This is a genomic window from Nitrosospira multiformis, assembly GCF_900111585.1.
Classification (GTDB): domain Bacteria; phylum Pseudomonadota; class Gammaproteobacteria; order Burkholderiales; family Nitrosomonadaceae; genus Nitrosospira; species Nitrosospira multiformis_B.
Window position 1 is genome coordinate 193,383 of sequence record NZ_FOHI01000004.1, and the last position, 20,770, is coordinate 214,152.

General features: G+C 51.9%; 19 protein-coding genes. 12 read left to right on the forward strand and 7 right to left on the reverse strand.

The genetic code is table 11. The annotated features are described in order from the left end of the window. Positions 1-33 precede the first annotated feature (33 nt). Together BMW46_RS08160 and BMW46_RS08165 are read left to right on the forward strand one after the other, a co-directional pair. Positions 34-2,241 carry a TonB-dependent receptor family protein gene (locus BMW46_RS08160; RefSeq protein ID WP_256377003.1) on the forward strand — a complete coding sequence of 736 codons (2,208 nt, stop codon included), beginning with the start codon at positions 34-36 and terminating at the stop codon, positions 2,239-2,241. Between the two features lie 332 nt (positions 2,242-2,573). Continuing rightward, positions 2,574-3,407, forward strand: a complete 834-nt coding sequence (locus BMW46_RS08165; protein ID WP_256377004.1) for an OBAP family protein — start codon at positions 2,574-2,576, stop codon at positions 3,405-3,407. A gap of 20 nt (positions 3,408-3,427) precedes the next feature. On the opposite strand, the gene BMW46_RS08170 is transcribed toward BMW46_RS08165, so the two are convergent. Further along, entirely contained in the window at positions 3,428-4,627 is a 1,200-nt protein-coding gene (locus BMW46_RS08170) for an esterase-like activity of phytase family protein (RefSeq protein WP_074707053.1), read from the reverse strand. 203 nt (positions 4,628-4,830) lie between these two features. On the opposite strand from BMW46_RS08170, the gene BMW46_RS08175 reads away from it, so the two are divergent. From BMW46_RS08175 to BMW46_RS08210, 9 genes are all read left to right on the forward strand, one after another. Continuing rightward, complete coding sequence (locus BMW46_RS08175) at positions 4,831-5,682, forward strand: hypothetical protein (RefSeq protein ID WP_143121434.1); 852 nt, start codon at positions 4,831-4,833, stop codon at positions 5,680-5,682. Between the two features lie 30 nt (positions 5,683-5,712). Next, positions 5,713-6,135, forward strand: coding sequence for a hypothetical protein (locus tag BMW46_RS08180; RefSeq protein ID WP_074707057.1), 423 nt, complete (start codon positions 5,713-5,715; stop codon positions 6,133-6,135). Positions 6,136-6,230: 95 nt separating this feature from the next. Beyond that, positions 6,231-7,259: an HlyD family secretion protein gene (locus BMW46_RS08185; protein WP_074707058.1), complete on the forward strand. Its 1,029-nt coding sequence runs from the start codon at positions 6,231-6,233 to the stop codon at positions 7,257-7,259. Next, the gene (locus BMW46_RS08190) at positions 7,259-9,058 is read left to right on the forward strand and encodes an ATP-binding cassette domain-containing protein (RefSeq protein WP_074707061.1); all 1,800 of its coding nucleotides are present in this window, start codon (positions 7,259-7,261) and stop codon (positions 9,056-9,058) included. The genes BMW46_RS08185 and BMW46_RS08190 overlap by 1 nt, the downstream gene beginning before the upstream one ends. Further along, the gene (locus tag BMW46_RS08195; protein ID WP_074707062.1) at positions 9,055-10,218 is read left to right on the forward strand and encodes an ABC transporter permease; all 1,164 of its coding nucleotides are present in this window, start codon (positions 9,055-9,057) and stop codon (positions 10,216-10,218) included. Before BMW46_RS08190 ends, BMW46_RS08195 begins: the two co-directional genes overlap by 4 nt. Positions 10,219-10,222: 4 nt before the next feature. Then, positions 10,223-11,332: an ABC transporter permease gene (locus BMW46_RS08200; RefSeq protein WP_074707065.1), complete on the forward strand. Its 1,110-nt coding sequence runs from the start codon at positions 10,223-10,225 to the stop codon at positions 11,330-11,332. Between the two features lie 222 nt (positions 11,333-11,554). After that, complete coding sequence (locus BMW46_RS08205) at positions 11,555-12,367, forward strand: hypothetical protein (protein ID WP_074707068.1); 813 nt, start codon at positions 11,555-11,557, stop codon at positions 12,365-12,367. A 161-nt stretch (positions 12,368-12,528) separates the two neighbouring features. Then, the gene (locus BMW46_RS15365; protein ID WP_177171063.1) at positions 12,529-12,690 is read left to right on the forward strand and encodes a hypothetical protein; all 162 of its coding nucleotides are present in this window, start codon (positions 12,529-12,531) and stop codon (positions 12,688-12,690) included. Positions 12,691-13,196: 506 nt separating this feature from the next. Beyond that, a complete protein-coding gene (locus BMW46_RS08210) occupies positions 13,197-15,059 on the forward strand; it encodes an AMP-dependent synthetase/ligase (protein ID WP_074707071.1) in 1,863 nt (620 codons plus the stop codon). A 39-nt stretch (positions 15,060-15,098) separates the two neighbouring features. Here BMW46_RS08210 and BMW46_RS08215 read toward each other — a convergent pair whose 3' ends face one another. Further along, positions 15,099-15,401 (reverse strand): hypothetical protein, encoded by a 303-nt coding sequence (locus tag BMW46_RS08215; RefSeq protein ID WP_074707073.1) that lies wholly within the window; start codon positions 15,399-15,401, stop codon positions 15,099-15,101. Positions 15,402-15,517: 116 nt separating this feature from the next. Further along, positions 15,518-16,111, reverse strand: coding sequence for a DVUA0089 family protein (locus BMW46_RS08220; RefSeq protein WP_074707076.1), 594 nt, complete (start codon positions 16,109-16,111; stop codon positions 15,518-15,520). A gap of 517 nt (positions 16,112-16,628) precedes the next feature. On the opposite strand from BMW46_RS08220, the gene BMW46_RS15570 reads away from it, so the two are divergent. Beyond that, positions 16,629-16,862 carry a hypothetical protein gene (locus BMW46_RS15570; protein ID WP_074707078.1) on the forward strand — a complete coding sequence of 78 codons (234 nt, stop codon included), beginning with the start codon at positions 16,629-16,631 and terminating at the stop codon, positions 16,860-16,862. Between the two features lie 172 nt (positions 16,863-17,034). On the opposite strand, the gene BMW46_RS08230 is transcribed toward BMW46_RS15570, so the two are convergent. The 4 genes from BMW46_RS08230 to BMW46_RS08245 form a co-directional block, all read right to left on the reverse strand. Then, a complete protein-coding gene (locus tag BMW46_RS08230) occupies positions 17,035-17,760 on the reverse strand; it encodes a hypothetical protein (RefSeq protein ID WP_256377005.1) in 726 nt (241 codons plus the stop codon). After that, the gene (locus BMW46_RS08235) at positions 17,757-19,721 is read right to left on the reverse strand and encodes a DNA repair helicase YoaA (protein ID WP_074707371.1); all 1,965 of its coding nucleotides are present in this window, start codon (positions 19,719-19,721) and stop codon (positions 17,757-17,759) included. The genes BMW46_RS08230 and BMW46_RS08235 overlap by 4 nt, the downstream gene beginning before the upstream one ends. A 182-nt stretch (positions 19,722-19,903) precedes the next feature. Continuing rightward, on the reverse strand, positions 19,904-20,164 hold the full coding sequence (locus BMW46_RS08240; protein ID WP_074707081.1) for a hypothetical protein: 261 nt from the start codon (positions 20,162-20,164) through the stop codon (positions 19,904-19,906). A 148-nt stretch (positions 20,165-20,312) separates the two neighbouring features. Beyond that, a complete protein-coding gene (locus BMW46_RS08245; RefSeq protein WP_074707082.1) occupies positions 20,313-20,756 on the reverse strand; it encodes a hypothetical protein in 444 nt (147 codons plus the stop codon). Positions 20,757-20,770 lie beyond the last annotated feature (14 nt).

Here is a 20,770-nt window from a genome sequence, read left to right on the forward strand (position 1 = left end):
ATTGCCCGATGTTCCGGCGGAAAGCAAAAACCGTTGAAAATCCTGAACCCTGCGCTCGTCGCTCTCGGGATCGGCTTGCCGAACCTCGTGCTTTCAGCGGATTCTCCTTCTGTACAACCCAAGACTCGGTCTAATACCGCGGTTGAGGCGCCGCCGGTCGAATCATCAGGGAAGTCTTTGCCGGTTCTCAATCCAGTCGTCATTACCGGCACCCGCACTGAACAATTGAGTTTCTCTTTGCCGATGTCTATCGATGTAGTGGAGACAAAGGTTATTCAGGAGGCTCAGCCTCGGGTTAATCTTTCTGAGGCGCTCTCTCGCGTTCCAGGTCTCGTCATTCAGAATCGCCAGAATTACGCACAGGATCTGCAAGTATCCAGCCGTGGTTTTGGCGCGCGCTCCACTTTCGGCATTCGTGGCATACGCATATTCGTCGATGACATTCCCGCCACCATGCCGGATGGTCAAGGTCAGGCGGCGAATATCAACCTCGGCTCAATCAAACACATCGAGGTATTGCGCGGGCCATTCTCTGCCATCTACGGCAATGCTTCAGGTGGGGTAATACAGGCATTTACGGAGGATGGTCCAAACGAAACCACGTTATCCGGAACTCTCCTGGGCGGCAGTTATGGCACCTCTCGCGGCGAGATCAAGCTGGGGGGTACATTGGGTGGAACGGATGTTACATCTGGGCCATTCAACTACGTGGTCGATATTTCCCGCTTTCAGACAAGCGGCTATCGCGACCACAGTGCGGCAACGCGTTACCAGGCCAGCGCAAAGGCTACGTACAAGTTTGATCACGATGCCACCCTCACTTTGGTAGCCAACGAATTGCATCAGGGCAACACGCAGGATCCTCTTGGACTTACGCGTGCCCAGGTTATCGAGAATCCCCGCCAGGCGGATATCAGCGCCCATACCTTCAACACCCGCAAGAGCATCGACAATACCCAGGGTGGCGCGGTTTATGAACACAGATTCTCTGCTTCGAACAAGATCAAGCTGATTGGTTATGCAGGAACCCGGCAGCTTGAGCAGTTTCTTGCTGTACCACGGGGCGCGCAAATTCCCGTAACCAGTTCAGGGGGCGTGGTCGATCTCGACCGGCAATTCGGGGGAGCAGGCTTGCGATGGACTTATCGGAGTACGGGAGAACGTCCGTTCACGCTGACCGCAGGTGTCGAGTATGAAATTTTCAAGGAGCGGCGCAAGGGGTTCGAGAATTTCTCCGGCGCAATCCTTGGTGTGCGTGGAGATTTGCGTCGTAATGAAAATAATACGGTCAGTAGCTTTAGTCAATACGGGCAGGCGGAGTGGCATTTTACTCAGTCATGGGCGCTTTCGGCCGCAATGCGTTACACCAACGTGAAATTCAAGTCCGAGGATTTTTTTGTCCGCCCCGGCAATGGCGATGATAGCGGCAATCTGGTTTTTCGTAACGTGAATCCAGTACTGGGCTTGCTATACAAGGCGACACCGACGCTCAACTTTTACGCCAGCGGCGGATGGGGTTTCGAAACACCTACCTTTACAGAACTTGCCTACCGGCCGGATGGTGCCTCCGGCCTCAATTTCTCTCTTCGGCCCAGCAAAAGCCGCAATATCGAAGTGGGGTTCAAGTGGCTGGCTACGGATAATACCCGCATCAATCTCGCGCTTTTTGAGAGTGTGGTTACCGATGAGATTCTGCCGGCGACCAATATCGGGGGTAGAGCTACTTTTCAGAACGCGACCGATACCAGGAGGCGAGGCATGGAACTTGCCGCTGTCCACCGCTTCGGCGAGGATCTTTCTGCATATTTGTCTTATACCTTTCTTGATGCCAGGTTTCGCGATTCCTATACCTACCAGCCACGAGCCGGCAATCCTTTCGTAACTGTAGCGGATGGCAACCTAGTTCCCGGTATACCGCGCAATACCGCCTATGCCGAACTGGCGTGGCGGCGCGGCCTGCCAGGGTTTTCGGCAGTGATCGAGGCAATCTATCGTGATAGGGTTTACGCTAACGATATCAATACGGAAGCTGCAAAACAGTATGCCATGGCAAATATCCGGCTCGCCTATTCACATCAGTTAGGTCGTTTGAAACTCAGCGAATTCATCCGGATAGACAATGTAAGCAACGCAAAATATGTGGGTGCGGTAATTGTGAATGAAGGCAATGGACGTTTTTACGAACCATCGCCGGGGGGGCGGAACGTAATAGTGGGTTTGAATGCAAGTTATGTGTTCTAGGATAGGCGGAGGAAGAGGCGGTGCAGGAAGAGGTGGCCTGGAGCAATAATGTTTACGGAAGTGTGGCCTGCATGCAGGTTTGAAACATGAAGGAATGCACTCAGAATAGCTAATTCATGAAAGTAGAGCATGAATTCGCGGATCGAGCTATGGAACCAAGCTGAATTGCTCTATTCAGCAAGCATTATGATGGGAAGCGAATAACCGCTATTTCTACGCTATTTCCTTGGGGAATCCTTGAAGAAGTTCAGTAGCGTTTTTAGCATATTGCTATGGTTCATTCCTGTGTGCCACCGTACGGACGAGTGTGAGGAAGCATGCAATATTCCTAAATGAATACATTCGAAAGGGACGGTATGAAGAGATTGAGCGGGAGTTTTTTAATTATTTCGTGTTTTGCTTTGACAAGCACCGGAATGCCTGGTTCTGTAAAAGAGGGGTTCGCACAGGAGTCCTCGGGACCTCATGCCAACCCTGGGGGTGAGGCAAAAACGCCCAAAACGAAAATTCTGGAAGCAGGCGCAAAGCTGTTGCAGAGCGGTTCTCCCTTGAAACCATTTAGCATTTATCTGGTTGGTTTCCATCCAATGAAGGATTCTCCGGAAGATCAGATGGAGGCTCATCACTATTGTCACCAGGTAAACGAGGATTTTGCGCAGTGTACGTTATTTGATGGCAACACGGAGGATGCAAACCTGAACGGCATCGAATTCATCATCTCGGAAAAGCTTTTCAACACGCTACCCGAAGAGGAAAGAAAGTACTGGCATCCGCATAATGGCGAAATTCTTTCCGGGCAGCTTATAGCCCCCAACATCCCCGGCATTGCGGAAAAAGAGTTGATGAAAGGGAAGATGAATAGCTATGGCAAGACCTGGCACGTCTGGAACACGGGTTACGAAGGTAAGCTTGGAGATGCGCTCCCCCTCGGTCAGCCGATGCTGGGCTGGTCTTTTAATCATGAAGGAGAAGCAGCGCCTGGATTGATCGAAAAGCGAGACAAGAATATGAAAATAGACAGTGAGGAAAAGCGCAGACAGCGTGCAGATTTAAAACAACTTGCCAAACCGCAGTCGGGCGTTGATGACCTTAAAGGCCGGTTTGCTCGACCGACGAAGGATATACCCGGTGTAATCGATAACAAAGCTCAAGAAAAAATCCAATGAGCAGTACTCTTTTCATATTTTTATTGTAACCGCTCCACTAGCTCCGATTCAGATGCAATTTCCAATGCGACAAATTGGGTGAATTGCATTCTGGAGAAGTTGTTGTCAGCCACCAGCACGATAGTGCGTTTGCCGTTGAATTCGGGGCCAAAGGTAATGCCTTCTATGTTGCCGATAGCCAGAGCCGAGCCGTCCGCATTTTTCAAGTCTGACATATCAAGCAGAAGAACTTTTCTTACCGGAGAGATGCTCTTGTCCGCGATCGATTCCATTCCGGAAATATTGGTGGCGCCCCTTGCATCGGCGTAATAAAGCCGGACGGTATATCCGGTGTTAATACGGCCAGGCGTGATTGTGCCGGGAGACAAGGCGCGCTCGATAGTGATGAATTGGCGGTCACCGATGGCGAGGAAGTCGCTCACTCCGATGATAGCGAAACCACCGAGCAAGGACGGTACGGACGTAATAGGCTCAACATCGTAAGCATATTCCGCGACTGATTTTCCGGTGGCAATGTCGAAGGCAAGAATACGTGTGCGTGAGCCTCTATAGGCATTGGCAGGGGGAGAATCCTGAACCAGGCCGTTTTCAGTGGCCGTATACAGAGTTGTACCGTCGGTGGAGATTGTCAAGCTCTCAAATCCCAAATTGTCGTAAACGCCCTTACTACCGGTAAATGTCCAAAGACGGGAGCCACTGGGAGAGTAGTAAACGGGAACAATGAAATCGCGAGAATGGCTGCCATCAGCATTCATTTCGCGCACTGCAGGACTTCGGAAACCCGATATCTCCCGGTGGCCTTCCTCACTCCAATAAATCTTGTTGCGGCTGCCGTCAAAACGGAGACCTTCCGGATCCACGGAGTTTTTCTCGAATGCCCCCCCACCGGCTTGCTGGATCGTGGTTACAGCATGAAAGGTCACCCCCGCCATACCCGGCTTGGCCGAGCACTGGAATTTGGCGAGATCCAGAGACAATTCGTAAAACCGCGCTGGATTGGTTCTGCTGCGATCGTCGCTAATGGATAGGTAACGATCAGTGCTTGCGTTGTAGTCCAGAGATGACAATCCGCCGACCGTTGTCCCTTTGAATCTTGTCTGTTTGGGTACGATTTGCTGGCCAATATAATTGAGAGCAAAACCTGCTGATTCGGCGGCGCGAAGTGGAGGGGTAAAGCCTATTTCCAGGACGACAAAGGCAGCAAGAAGAATTGTTTTCATGAGTATCAGCTACTGGAGGAAGATCGGGAAAAGCACATATTATGCGCAGCCTGTAAAAATGCGCTAACCACCGCGTAACTACTTTTTGTTGCCGAGTCTCGAAATATACAAAGCTCTCTGTTTTCCCAGCTAAGATAAAGGAATAACACATCGCTCCCGGCAGGGCTACAGAATATGTGATGACTTGCGCTCTTAATATTAACGTGATTGGTATATACAGAAGCTTCTGGACAGCATTCGGCATATTCCTGCTTGCTTCTTGTGTTTCCGGATGCGCCAGTTTCAGGGAAGTGAAAGCTTTTGCCGCTCTTTCTTCAGAGGCGGCAAGTTATGAGGAGCTCACGAGGGATTATGTGGCTGCGCCTGATCGCCGCAAACAATACCAACCGGAGAAATTCCACGGTGAGCTGGAAGCACAGAAAATGCGCCGGGAGGCGCAGCGAGCCAGTCTGGATCTGCTCCAGCAAACCGTGACAGACTATATGCAAGGTTTAGCCAACCTGGCCTCCGGTAACACTCATACCTATGATAAATCGCTAAAAGAATTGAGTACAAATCTCAGCAGGGCGACACTGCTGACTTCCGAAGAGAAAGAGGCGGTAGGAGCGCTATCTACGCTGCTCGCACGCGCCATCACTGCGGGTTATCGGCTCCATGAACTCAGGAGGCTGGTCCGTGATGCCAATCAACCGCTTCAGCATGTAATTCAGGCTATGCGAAAGATCGTGGAGAAGGGCATGATTGCCGATTTACAGGTAGAAGCGGCGCTACTCGGCAGATATTATGACAATTTCATGTACGCGCCGGATAGTCCCATGGAACCGGTGGCAATGGCACTTGCAAGAGAGGCGAGGACCGAATCGCTGGGCCGTGTAAATAACCGGATCAGGAGTGCGCAGAGTTATATTGCCGTGCTGGATAAAATCGCTAGTGGGCATCAGTATCTGTATGAGTACCGGGAAAAGATCGGCAGTAACGAGTTGGACGAGCAATTCAAACCCTATGTCGCAGACCTTCGCATGGCTTTCCGGGGTTTGCTCGATGTTTTGCATTAAAAGAGGCTAACAAAGAAAGAGAATAAACGCATGGACAAGCTTTCATTCGATGATGCTTTCGAATTGGGCAACCAGTTCCGGGATGCAGCAATTGCGCTTGGCGACTGGCGCATCCAGCATCGCGGCAGCTTGAGCAAGGCAGAGTGGGATGAGCTCGATAGTCAGGAGATTTTACTTCTGAATACCGCCTCCAGTCTTTACACCAGTGCGATAGGGTTGGCATTGGCGGATGGTCAGCTTGCGATGGAACGACTGCGGATGAGCGTCAAGGAGGCAAAAGCAGCAGTAAAGCATATCACCGCCCTGAAGCAGGCGCTCGATCTGGCATCCGCACTGGTTCTTCTGGCTGGCGCGGTTTATTCAGGCAATGCAGCATCAATTCCTTCCGCAATCGTTGCACTGGAAGATGCGGCTGAGACTATCGTTAGTGGTACTGATTCGCAAGGCGCCTGACCGTTCAATAGGAGTTTTTGCGCCAGCAACCGTATGCGGTTTCCATGCGGTCATCCACCTCAGATAAAGTAGCGTAACCGCATCTGACATCATCGGTGAATAAAAAACCCGTCCTTATAGGAATAGCAATAGGACTTGCCCTGATTTCGGTGGGAACGGTAAGCTGGTTTTTTACCCATAAGGAAAACAATGGCGAGTTCCTGACCCTCTTTGGCAATGTGGATATTCGCCAGGTTTCTCTCGCCTTCAACGGAAACGATCGGATCGCTGAAATGCGGGTGGAGGAAGGAGACCGGGTCAAGGCCGGACAAGTTCTGGCAATGCTGGATACCCGCATTCTCACGTTGCAAATTGCGCAAGCCGAAGCCCAGGTTGCCGCCCAGGAGCAGGCTTTGTTACGGCTTGAGAACGGCACCCGCCCCGAGGAAATAGCACAGGCGAAAGCCGAAGTTGCTTCCGCTCAGGCTGATGCCGATCTCGCCCGACAGTTTCTCGGCCGCTTGATGGAGATTGAAAGTGACTCGGGGGCTGCCGTCAGCCAACAGGATCTCGACAATGCCAGGTCTCGCCATCGAGTGGCCGTAGCACAACTCGAAAATCGTAAAAAGGCACTGCAACTGGCATTGATCGGGCCGCGCAAGGAAGATATTGCGCAGGCGGAGGCGCAGTTGAACGTTTTTCGGGCTGAGTTGGCCTTGCTGCGGCACCAGCTTGACCTAGCCGAATTGAAATCCCCTATTGATGCTGTCATACGCTCACGTCTTCTCGAACCGGGGGACATGGCTTCGCCACAACGGCCGGTTTATGCGCTTGCCATAACCGATCCGAAATGGGTTCGCGCCTACGTATCCGAGATTGATCTCGGCCGCATCCAGCTTGGCATGAGCGCAGAGGTTGTTACCGACAGTCATCTGGAGGAGCCCATTCATGGTCGTATCGGCTATATCTCGTCGGTTGCCGAGTTCACCCCGAAGCCTGTACAAACCGAGGAGCTGCGCACCAGCCTTGTCTATGAGATACGGGTGTATGTGGAAGACGCGGAGGACAGGCTGCGTCTGGGTATGCCCGCCACCGTGCATATCGCTCTCAGAAATAATGGAAATTCCAGTGAAGTGAAGTATTGATGGAACAAATGCGGCTTGCGCTGGCGGCAATCGGTATTTACAAGCGCTTTCTGGTCAAAAAAACGAGCCAGATAACGCAGGCTGTCGCAGGCGTTTCCATGGAAGTGCCTGCGGGTTCGCTTACTGCGCTGGTTGGGCCGGATGGGGCTGGCAAGACTACTCTCTTGCGTATGTTCGCGGGTTTGATAAAACCGGATGACGGACACCTCCAGGTATTGGACGTGAATGTCGTAACGGATCCGCAAACAGTGCAAGATCGCATAAGTTATATGCCGCAGCGCTTCGGCCTGTATGAGGATTTGAGCGTTCAGGAGAATCTCGATCTTTATGCAGATCTGCATGGGGTGCCGCAGGAGGTACGCGGACAACGCTATCGTCGACTGCTGGAAATGACCGATCTCATCCGCTTTACACGGCGCCCGGCGGGAAAACTGTCAGGAGGCATGAAACAGAAGCTGGGTTTGGCCTGTACTCTCGTGCGTTCTCCCGAACTGCTGCTGCTTGATGAGCCAACAGTGGGTGTCGATCCGTTGTCGCGACGGGAATTGTGGGAGATTATCGGGCAATTGATCGATGAGGAGCAACTGACGGTGTTGATTACCACGGCCTACCTCGATGAAGCCGAGCGTTGCGCCAGGATTCATGTGCTGGAGGGGGGCAAACTGCTTGCTGAAGGCCCGCCTGACGAGATACGGCAGCACGCACGAGGCCTTTGCTTTATCGCCACCCCAACCCAAGGTCAGCCTTCGCGAGTTCTACAGGCACAACTTCTGGATGATTCCCGAAACATCATAGATGCCGTGCCTCAAAGCGGGGCAGTTCGTTTTATCCGTCGCCCTCATGCACGGCAGCAGGATATCGATGCGTTGTTGAGCGGTATTGAAGCCATCCCGGTGGAGGCGCGTCTTGAAGATGGGTTTATGGTACTGCTGCGTGAACAGTACCAAATGACTCCGCCAGATACTCTCCCGTTCGAGAGGTCGGCACTGTCTGCACCGACCTCGGGAGAAAATCGCCAGTCGGATGAAAAGATCATTGAGGTACGTGATCTGGTACGAAAATTCGGAGATTTTATCGCTGTCGATCACGTGTCCTTCTCGGTGCAGCGCGGTGAAATCTTCGGGTTGCTAGGGCCGAATGGAGCAGGCAAGACCACGACCTTTCGCATGCTTTGCGGTCTTCTCCCCGCAACCAGCGGTTTTCTTCAGGTGGCGGGGGTCAACCTGCGGCATGCGCGTGCTCCCGCCCGCCGAAGGATAGGCTATGTTGCGCAGAAATTCGCCCTTTACGGGGATTTGACCGTGAGGGAAAACCTGGAGTTTTTCGGCGGCGCCTATGGCCTTTCCGGCGAACGGCTACGCAAGCGTATTCAGACCGTCACCCAGCAATTTGATCTCGCAGGGAAAGAGCAATCTCCCAGCGGAGTATTACCCGGTGGTTTCCGCCAAAGGCTTGCCATGGCGGTTGGCCTGCTGCACGAGCCTGAAATCCTGTTCCTGGACGAGCCCACGAGCGGGATCGATCCACTGAGGCGGCGAGAGTTCTGGCGTCGCATTACTGCATTATCGGAAATGGGCACCACGATCATCATTACAACCCATTTCATGGAGGAGGCGGAATATTGCGATCGTATCGTAATCCAGGACAACGGCAGGTTAGTGGCCATGGGAACTCCATACGAGGTTCGCGGGCAAGCCGGGGGAAAGGATGCTACGCTGACGATGGAAGAGGCATTCATTCGTATCGTTGCTCGCGAGCGGGAACGAGATAAATCGACTGAAAGAGCGCTGAGCTTATGAGTGGAAAAAAAAGCCAATCAGGCCAACGGAATTATCTCGGCTTTCAACTACGTCTCATTTCCCTGATTCGAAAGGAAATACGCCAACTGTTGCGAGACAAAAGCAATCTCGCGGTTGGAATTGGTCTCCCCATTATATTGATTCTCATTTTCGGTTACGGCTTGTCACTCGATGTCAGGAATGCGCCCGTTGCAATCGTATTGGAAGATGCATCCCCCACTGCGGTCGACGTTGTCTCAGGCCTGGAACTTTCCCCGTATATTTCACCTGTAAGAGTTCCCTCCATGCAGGAGGCAGAGCGCTTGATGCTGGCGCGCGAAGTAGAGGGGATCTTCCGGATACCAAGCGATTTTTCCCGCCGATTGGGAGAAGGCGAAGCACAAGTCCAGTTTCTGGCGTATGGAACAGATTCCACCCGCGCAATAATCATTCGAAGCTACATCAACAGTATTGTTGGCCAGTGGACGTTGCGACAAGCTGATCGAAAGGCAGCTTCGCCGGTCCCGACCGAGGGTAGAATCACGCTGGTGGAACGCTTGTGGTTCAACTCCGCCAACTCCAGTACATGGTATCTGGTGCCAGGCTTGATCGTTCTTATCATGACACTCATCGGAGCTTTTCTCACCGCGATGGTGATGGCGCGCGAGTGGGAACGCGGTACCCTGGAAGCATTGTTCGTCTCACCGGTGCGCCCCACGGAAATCCTGCTGGCGAAAATTGTCCCCTATTTTCTGGTTGGTATGGCGGGTCTCGGGGTATGCCTGGCTGCAGCGCATTTTCTGTTTGAGGTGCCCATGCGCGGCTCCCTGCTAATCCTGCTGGGCGGCTCGATGCTCTATCTATTGGTGGCGCTGGGTTTCGGCCTGGTTATCTCGTCCATTACCAAAAACCAGTTCACTGCCAGTCAAATCGCAATTATTACCAGCTTCATGCCGGCACTCATGCTTTCCGGTTTTCTCTTTGACTTGCGCAACGTGCCTGTTGTCATTCAGCTGGTTGGAAAGATTCTACCGGCCACTTATTTCATGGAATTGATCAGGACGCTGTATCTCGCCGGCAATGTATGGTCGGTGATAATACGGAATTATGCGATTCTCACAAGCTATGCAGTGCTGCTGCTAGGTCTTGCGCGCTTTGTTACCCGCAAGAAACTGGACTGACCTCATGCTCGACCTCGCGCGCCGCATTATCAGCCTGTGTCGCAAGGAGTTTCTGGCAATCCTGAAAGATCCGGCCAACCGGGTCATTCTTGTCGTCCCGTCGCTGGTGGAAAGCTTTTTATTCGGCTACGCTGCCACTTTTGATCTCATCAACGTGCCCTATGCCTTGCTTGATCAGAGCCGCGGTGCTACCTCCGTTGAATTGATAGCGCGTCTGGATGGAACCGGTGTTTTTGAGCGGGTCGCAACCTTGCAAACACAGCGGGATATCGCGGGAGTGATCGATTCGCAGCAGGTCCTGATGGTGATACAGATCGGGCCACGCTTCGAGCAGCAAGTAAATGCGGGCGAGCTTGCCCCGGTACAATTGATTCTCGATGCACGCAACTCCAACAGTGCCAGCTCTGCCGCGGGGTATGTCGCTTCAATTATCGAATCCTATAATGCGACGTTAGGTGGCAACGCGAGACAGCCCCTTACGGTTGAGGCACGCGCCTGGTACAACCCCAATCTGGAGACCCGCTGGAATCTGATGCCGGGCTTGATCGCCTCGCTCAGCATGATACAGACAATGTTGCTGGCTGCGCTCACTGTGGCCCGCGAGCGCGAGAACGGTACATTCGATCAGTTATTGGTGACACCGTTTTCACCCATGGAAATCATGGTGGGCAAGGTGATTCCAATCGTTACAATAGGTCTGCTGCAATCCACTATCGTTCTCCTGGTGTCGCTCTACTGGTTCGAGGTGCCGCTTGCCGGTTCGCTGGTAACACTCTATACCGGTCTGGCATTGTTCATCATTGCCAGTGTAGGGCTGGGTCTGGCGATTTCGGCGGTTTGTACCACTATGCAGCAGGCCATGCTCTATACTTTCATGCTGGTGATGCCGCTCATAATGCTTTCAGGCCTGGCGACGCCTGTGCGCAACATGCCGGAATTTCTTCAGACTATTACTCTGGCTAATCCTCTCCGCTTTGCTATTGACCTGATGCAGCGCGTGTATCTGGAGGGAGCTGACTTGTCGATGGTCGGCTATGACCTGATTCCGCTCCTGATCATGGCGGTTGTCACGCTGCCTTTCGCTGCATGGCTGTTTCGCAACCGGTTGCTGTGACCCGAAATCAGGAAGCTGCAGGCACTGTAAGCAGAACACTTTTTCCCCTTCCAGTATGGTCTCCGCCCTTCCGATATGCATTGTTCTGTGAAGGTTATACAGACAATGTGAATGTGGTTGTTATTTTACTTTCCTCAGCTATAAAGAAGGGCAATAGCAAAGCCGCAAGGCATTGCTATAGCAGAGCGCTCCACTCATTTCAAATGACGGGGGAAGTCAAAAATGGAAAAAGTTCTGGAAGTTCTTGATGTTGAGCTATTTGTTCTGGAAAATCATCCGCCTAAATTGAGAATTACCGCGTCAGGAAATATACCTGGCGAGGGTTGGGCAAATCCGCGGTTAGAACCTTTTGTCTTCATTCAGCCGCCACCCGACGGCATTTATGATTTTGATTTTGTCGCTGATCCACCTCAAGAACCTGCAACAGACGCAATTACACCTATCGGTGTCGTTCACCTCTGGGACCCTCTACCTCCCGATGCCAAGGGGGTTCGGATACACGTCAAACACGATTCAAAAAAGGCATTGCTGGGTAATTTCAAACACCCGGAGAGAAATCCCGGTCTGGGCAATTCCGAACACTCGAAGAGAAATCCCAACCTGGGCAATTCCCAGCACCCGAAGAGAAATCCCAGTCGTTTTACATTTGTTGATCAGGAAAGTGTAAAACGCGTCGTTTTTTTTCCTCAAGCATCGGGTCCGTTGGGTGCGAAAGAAAAGCCACAAGAGGCCTCCCTCGAATATACCGGCCCGGAAGGCCATTTCGTATTTCGCGGAGCGCAAATTACTCAGCAGCAAACAGTAGCGGGAACGCTTGTCTCAGTAAATTTCAGGTCCGGCGCTGCGGATGAACCCTCTATGGATTTCGCGCTGGTTCTGCCGCCGGTTGAGCTGGGAGAAGAGTTGCGGCAGAACTTCAAGACAATGGGCATCCTGATTCACGGTCGTGGTTTTGTCGTAGATCACACCGGAGCCCAACTCACGTACGAAACTGTGAACCTTGAAGGTATCGCGGAATATATCCCCGTTCTTTGAACAAACTCGAAAGTTGTACCAGATGAAGATGGGCGTTTAAACGCCCATCTTCATTGTTATAGTTAAGGTTTAATCTGGTACTGTCTGACACTGATTCGGCATGCTTTCATCAAATTCGGAGCCCGAATCTCTAAAAATAATCTCTTACCGGAGAGAAAATCATGAAAATTACCCGTGGCTCTAAAATCCAGGGCTTGATTCTGGCCGCAGCCCTGAGTATCGGCCTTGGTTTTGTTTTCCCTGTCTCCGCACAGGCAAATCCATACATCCTGGACATCAATAGCCAAGATAAAAAATACTGGAAACTTGACCTATATTGCTGAGGATACGATTGATTGCTCCCGGGTCTGATGGCCGTTATGCCGTCCCTTCGCAAGACTGCTTAAGCAAAAATGGGAAGAGCATGCATTCCTTGTAGCTTTTTTCGAGACTAAGAGTAGGAGTACATTTCTCCATTCGTTCGATCTCTTTTTCCCTTCTCTCTAAACTCTTCGTCGCTGTTTATTCTGAGCACTTCGTCTCCCGTTCGCCCTGATCCTGAGTCAGTCGGCGACAGGCCTGTCTTCAGGGTCGAACGGATGCTCAGCCGGGCCCTTTCGGCAAGATCAGGACATGGCTTATCGAAAGATGCGAATATCGCTTGTATGAGATATATGCCCGGCCATCATTTGGCCTCGTACTTCAACTCCAGCAAAATGATCTTCCCCCGTGCAATCTAATCTATGATGAAAAGGAGAGCCACCCGGCGACCGAGAAGAAGTGTGGAGGCAGCAAAACCATAAGTGTCACACCTTGGATTGATTTCAAGAGGATTTATGGAGTCGTGCAGATGGGGCAGAAGCGGAAGACAGATATCATTTCATGTGAAGAGGCTCAGACACTAGCAGGGCTTTTTTCCATTCGAATCAAGCGCAATCCACAAGCGATAGCGTACCAGCAATTTGATGCCGAGAGCGGGAAATGGCGGGAATACAACTGGCAGGAAATGGGTACGCGGGTGGCACGCTGGAAGCGCGCGCTGATGCGGGAGAATCTCGAATCGGGTGATCGTGTCGCGATCCTGCTGCGCAATTCCATTGAGTGGGTCTGCTTTGATCAGGCTGCACTCGCTGTCGGGCTCGTGGTGGTGCCTCTATATCCTTCTGACGCGCCAGATAATATTGCTTACATTCTTGAGGATTCCGGCACTCGGTTACTCCTGGTGGGCACTCAAAAGCGTTGGGAAATACTGGCCCCCCGATGCAAGGATGCTGCCGGATTAGGCAAGATACTATGCCTTGAACACCCGTCAGCAGGGGGTAGCGAGGGCAGGGCACTACAGGGTGTAGATGAATGGCTGAGGGAAACAGATGAGTGTGCCAGCGATCAGGAGGAGAGGGGCAACTCTGGCAACAAGAATAATTTTCAACCATCCGATCCTCACGCGCTTGCCACACTTGTTTACACTTCCGGAACCACCGGCAAGCCCAAGGGTGTCATGCTTTCACACTTCAATGTGCTTTGGGATGCGGAGGCAACCCTTCAGGCTATATCCGGCTATCCCGAAGACGTCTATCTCTCGCTCCTGCCGCTCTCGCATATGCTTGAGCGCACTGTTGGCTATTACGTTCCCCTCATGGCGGGGAGCAGCGTAGCCTATGCCCGTTCACTAAAAGATTTGCCAGAGGATTTGAAATCGGTACGGCCTGGTATATTCGTTGCCGTGCCGCAGGTTTATGCGGGTATTCGCAATAAAATGAACCAGCAGGTGCAGGAAAGAGGACGGGTTGGCAGGTTGTTGTTCGATTGGACTGTTGCACTTGGCTGGAAACGCTTTACCGTCGTGCAAGGGCAGGAGAAGGAGAGACTATGGCACCGCGTTGCGTGGCCTATTCTGCGTCAATTGGTGGCTGACAAGGTGCTGGCCGCATTTGGAGGGAGGCTCCGGCTAGCCGTAAGCGGAGGTGGTCCGCTCCATACGGATGTTTCCAGGCATTTTATAGGGTTGGGTTTACCGCTTCTGCAAGGGTATGGATTGACCGAAGCTTCACCCGTTCTGACAGCCAATCGCCTGCAGGATAATGCGCCCGAATCAACGGGGAGCGCATTGCTTGGCGTAGAGCTTCGTATCGGCGAGCAGGATGAATTATTGGCCCGAAGTCCTGGCATCATGCTGGGCTACTGGAACAGACCCGAAGAAACTCGCGCTGCAATCGATGCAGAGGGTTGGCTGCATACCGGTGATCAGGCGCGTATTTCTGACAATCATGTATTTATCAGCGGACGAATCAAAGAGATTCTGGTCACCTCCAGCGGTGAAAAAGTGCCCCCGGCAGATCTGGAGATGGCTATTGTTCAGGAACCCTTGTTTGATCAGGTAATGGTGGTAGGCGAGGGAAAGCCCTATCTGGCAGCCTTGGTTGTGGTGAACAAGGGGGAGTGGCAGAATCTTGCCTCCAGTCTCGGCCTGAAAGCGGATGAGCCTCAGTCACTGATACATTCATCTGTCCGAGCAGCCGCTTTGAAAAGGATCAAGGAAACTTTGCAGGGTTTCCCCAAATACGCCCGGATCCGGGCGGCACATCTGTCACAGGAACCCTGGAAGGTGGAAAATGGCCTGTTGACACCCACCCTAAAACTGAAGCGTTCAGAAATCGAAAAGCGCTTCGAGAGCCAGATTACCGAACTGTACAAAAAGGCTGCCCCTGATTAACGGCAGTCGGCCGTTAATCAGGGGCAGCCGTTATAACCATTATTTCTGCTCGCGCAGACGATCGGCTTGGTCTTCCAACTGGTCGGCACGATTCTCAGAGGATTCACGTGCAGCATCGGCGGCTCGATCCGTGCTCCTGGAATCCATACCAGGATCTTGCCTTTCGAGCCTATCCGCGGCTGCCTCCCCCTCCTTCCGCACTACATCCGCCTTATCTTCCTTTGTATCGGCCTTCTGCTCCAGCGATTGTTCCCGCGCTGCTTCCTCTTTGGGTTTGCAGGCGGTAAGCCCAAGCGCCAGCGCCAGCATCGTTGCGGTAAGAACGGGTTTCAGATAGCTCATGATGATACCTCCTCTGGTTATTTTCGAGCTGTCACTATAGCTGTCACCGTTGTGTTTTTCTGTACGGTGGCGCACGCGATTGAGTAAAAAGACACATTATTTCACTACTCCCTACTTCATACCGGCATTTGCTTCCTTGAAGAGTAGCGTATCACGCACGTAATAAGGCCGAGCCCCGCCAGCAGCAGAGCATAGGATTTGAGCTCAGGGATAGAAGGAACTTCAGAAATATACGAGGCGCCTAAGGAAGCGGTATTCACATTTAGGATATCCAATGCCCAGTGTGAATCTCTGAAGAAGTTAAATTCCGTTTGATTGCTGCCTTCAAAGCCATCAGTTAATAATGGGCCGATGGCAAAGCTACTATATTGCGTTATGGTTGCGGTGTAATCTCCAGCAGGCAGATTACGCATTAGGAATGAGTCCAAACCCTGAGTGTCATCATTCTGATCAATCAGATTTCCCGAGGCGCCAAATAATGCGACGATGGGATCAAATCCATTGGGATCAATTGTCGCTCCAGCAGCATTTATACCGCCCGCGCTAGACCAGGTACGCAAGGTAACGTCAGATACTGGCGCGGTCACGGTAAAGTGGAACTCCTGTACCTCATCATTATGTTCAAAGTTTCCCGTGAAAGAAAAATTGGCAGCGTTTGCGTTCCCAGTAACGAATCCCATAGCAAGAACGACAGCATGAATTTTTTTCATTTTTATTTCTCCTCAAGAAAGCTGCGGCGAATAACAGTATCAACTCACTGTACCCTTTAAGGTATAACAAAATTGAAATTTTTCAAGCTATGTGAACCACTTGGACTATTGTTATCTTCCGCGCAAAGTCGCAAATAGTCGGGGATTTCATAACAAATAGGGCGGGCGATCAATCGTCCACATCAAAACACCTCAATCCTCTCCTTGGCTCCTATGTTCGATAGAGCACCCAGCCCCGCAAAGATAGAGTATATTTGTGCGCGTCTGCAGTCCCGGAGAAGCAATTAGCCAGGTTGCTGGATTGATGGTTTGCGGCCCTGTCAACCCAACATCAGGATAAGTTCTTCCTCTACCTTGGGTTACAATGGTTCCGGGAAGCATCTTTTTTCAAAGTTTCAAAGCCGAAAGGAACAAACGATTCGCGCAATCTGGCGAGGCAGTGGAATAGAAGTTTTTTCGGATTTCAATTGCAGCGGACCTATTGGAAGGCTCGTTTTTCAGCTAGAGGAGGAGGCGTATGCCGAAATGTGACGGATGTGGGAACGACTACGATAAAGCTTTTCAGATAGTCGTTTCGAATAAAACCTATACGTTCGACAGTTTTGAATGTGCCATTAACCAGCTTGCGCCTAACTGCACGCACTGTGGTGTTCGAATCATCGGGCACGGCCTGGAGAAAAGCGGGGCCATGTTCTGCTGCAATCATTGTGCAGAGAAAGAAGGTGTGACGGAACTGCGCGACCGCTCATAGAAAACCTCCTTCTTTCATTCTTGCTCCATTTTTATCCGCGGCCTTTTGGCTCTCTTGGTTTGGGGCACAAGTTCCGCCAGCACGATCTGTTCGCTGCAATGCCTTAAATCCGGGAGGGTGCGGGATACGGGTGTGGCAGAATAGCAAAAGGAATTCGATCGCCATCCCCGGATTAGAAGTCATAAATAACACGTGAGGTCAGCAGCCACTCGGTTCGCTCGCTGTTCAACTGCGACGGTCCGCCGCCCACCTGAATAATCGAGTGCTTGTTGAAGACGTATTGGAGCTGGGGGGTCAATCGGTAGCGCCAGCGTCGTTCTTCTATTTCACTGTTCAGCTCGACACCCAGCGCGAGATGTTTTGAATAACTGTAAAACAGGCTGTTATTGAGCAAGCCCACGAACTCACCGGATTTACCCAAAGCCGTGTGCCGTACTCCGAGCATGTTCATCATGCTCCACGTGTCAGAAAATTTATAATCGTTCAAATAGAGGATTTCGGCCGCGAACACTTTTTCATCGTTTTTTCGCCGGCCGATAGCCTGCCACCCATGCAGCATGCGACCTTGGACTAGCTTACCGAAAAAGCCCTGCAGGGAAACCTTATATTGTTGCAGAAAATCGTTCTCGATCGGCAGTTCCAATTCGATCGAGTGACCATCCATGTAGGTGTATTCAATCTCGGGCGACCAGCGTAACTGTTCCTCCCGCGGCGAAAGATTCAGCAAGGCATTGATCTCGAGTTCACCCTTCTTTGCGTCGAGCGGATCGACCAGGTCAAAGACCATTGGCTCGGGTCTTCGGCTTTGGGAGCTCTCAGACGCATCGTTGTTTTCGCCACGCACATCCTGCATGAGAATAAACCCCGCCAGAGTCGCGGGCAAAATAATGTGCTTCACACCTTGGTTGCCGTGGAATTGGCCGAAAAAAACTCTTCCACTTCAGCCAGATTGCGTGTGCGCTTCATGGGTGGCAGGCTTTGCCAGATTTTTCTGCCATAGGGCCTGCTGATCAGGCGGGGATCGCAAATCATCAGTACGCCACGGTCGGTTTCATCCCGGATCAATCTGCCGGCTCCCTGTTTCAGATTGATCACGGCGTGCGGCAATTGATACTCCATGAAAGCATTGCGGCCTTCCTTGTTGATTTTGTCGATACGTGCGGCCAGCACCGGGTCATCGGGAGGAGCGAAAGGAAGTTTGTCGATCACCACCAGGGATAATGCTTCCCCACGCACATCCACGCCCTCCCAGAAGGATTGACTGCCGATCAGAATCGCATTGCCCATCTTCCGGAAGCGCTCCAGCATGTAGGAGCGCGAACCCTGGCCTTGCAGCAGCAGAGGATAGTCGAGTCTTTCCTGCTTGAGTGCCTCCAGCAGCAGTTCATATGTCTTTTTCATGCCACGCAGGCTGGTGCACAGGAAAAATGCCCGCCCCCGGCTGGCCTTCAATACCGGCAGCGCTGCCTTCACCACTTCTTCCGTATATCTGCTGCTGCTCGGTTCCGGAATGCCTGCTGGAACATAGAGCAAAGCCTGATGGGCAAAATCAAAGGGACTCTCCCAGCACATGGAATGCGAAGGGGTGGTTCCCGTATTCAGCCCCATTTGATCATTGTAATGAGCGAAGTCGCCCTTGACTGAAAGTGTTGCAGACGTAAATATCCAGGCGCGTGGGGGTCCGCCTAATTGCTTGTTGAATATTTCCGCAATGGAAAGCGGGGTGGCATTGAGTTGCAATGCCTGGCTGAATACTTCCACCCACCGCACGAAGCCTTCGGCTTCAGCCTGCTCTTGCCAGCGTTTTATACGGCCGGCGATTTCACGAGAACGCTGCCAGCAATTTTCAAGCCCATCCGAGCGCTCAGCTTGGCTTTCGAGCAGATCGACCAGACTATCCAGTTTTTCCTGCAACTCGCTCAGCGCGCCGGCAAATTTTACGTTAGCCTTGGTTGCAGCCACTGGCATACGCGTATTCTCACCTTCCACAGTCAAGCGGAAATCGCGCGCGGCCTTTTCCATTGCCGCGATGGCAGGAAGTAGGGGAGCAAAATCTTTTGCACTCCCCAGCGCTTCAGCCTCGCTGTCTCGGGCTAACTCCAGTAATTGGCCAGTGCTGACGGATTCCCCAAAAAAGAGACTGGCTGTTTCCGGTAACTGATGAGCCTCATCAAATATCACGGTGTTGCAGGTGGGGAGCAATTCCGACAGTCCTTCGTCACGCAACATGACGTCGGCAAAGAACAGATGGTGGTTTACCACCACCACATCTGCTGATAGGGCCTGCTTGCGTGCTTCCATGACAAAACAGTCCTTGTAGTGCGGGCAATTCGAACCTAGGCAATTGTCGCGGGTGGAAGTGACGTACTGCCAGACTGACGCATTTTCAGGTACTTCACTCAAACCGCTCTTGTCTCCGCTCTTGCTGACCTTGGCATAACGTTCAATCAAGTTCAGATACTTCACCTCTTCTCGGCTGACGAGGGCCGGGCGGCTTTCCTGGAAGGTACGCTCCAGATGATAGTGACAAACGTAATTTGCCCGTCCCTTCAATAAAGCCACGGTAACCGGAATTTTGAGCGCACTCTGAACGGTAGGAATGTCACGGTTGAACAACTGATCTTGCAGAGTCTTTGTCCCGGTGGAAATAATCACCTTTCCACCTGTCATCAAGGCGGGGACCAGATAGGCGAAGGTTTTGCCCGTGCCCGTCCCGGCCTCGGCAATCAGGATCGTGTTGGAGGCGATGGTATCAGCAATTACCTGAGCCATTTCCCTCTGCTGTGGACGCACTATATAACCTGGCACACTCCGGGCTAAAGCGCCCCCAGCAGAGAAAAGGGAATTGATATCGAGCATGGAAGGTGTCATCAACCTTCCACCATGATATCGCAGTGTCAGGAATAAGGCATCCTATGGTGTTGCAAGGGCAGGGGGGCTATAACTGGAGTGATTTATGCGGATTAAGGCGGCTAAATGACCCGCTGTAGCGGGACGAACGCACTTCAGCGGCGCTTCCTCAGGTACGCCGCTTAAGATATTCAGGTTTGTGCGATAAGAGTTCCGCTTTTCATGAAAGCGCTCTTTCCTGACACCTCAGGTTTTTGCGGTGCTCTTTCATGACGAACTTCCACAGCGCCCTGATGGGTTTTGTCCCAAAATGTCCAGCACAGCGGATCGCTGTAGAAGTCTCTTTTCTGTGCCATATTGCGCGCCAGCCTATTAAGCGTCCCGATGCTGAGCAGCGCAAAGATAACCAGAATTATCAGCGGGAACCACCTTTTTAACAATGATGCCTCCATGGGCTTATGCCCGGACTATTTTATATCATCGATCAAAGGCTATTTTGACGATAGGATAGCACAGGAATTTCGTCACGGGCCCTTACTTTCTGCGAGTTATTTGCATACATAAAGACAAAGGCAATGCCAAAAGATGCCTTGTGGTACCTCAATTACTCCGGTTATTGTTTTGTTGTGAATCGGAAGCCCCACCGGCTGCCTGTTGTGAGGGTACACCGTAACCCTCCTGTTCGAGCCTTGCCGCTATTTGACGATGCAAGGCTGCTTTGCCAAGACTTGCCTTGGCTGCGTGCTCATACCTCTGCATCAACGCCCAGGTATGCGATTGCTGATCCTGCGCCAGCCGTCCGTATAGATAGCTTTTTTCCTGATAATGGTCGAGCAGTTTTCGCTGCTCGTTTGCTCTCGCGCGCATTTCTTCAGCCAGATTCTCAAATTGCTTTGTCAAAGCGTAATGATCCCTATATGTTCTGGCCTCCTCCACCGTTTTCAAGAGAGCAGGACTGTTGACCGCTTCATATGGACTCATGGGGGCGCATGAAGCCAATAGCGCGAGCATGAATACAATCGCTGGAAAACTTCTTGTTGTCATACAGACGCCTGATC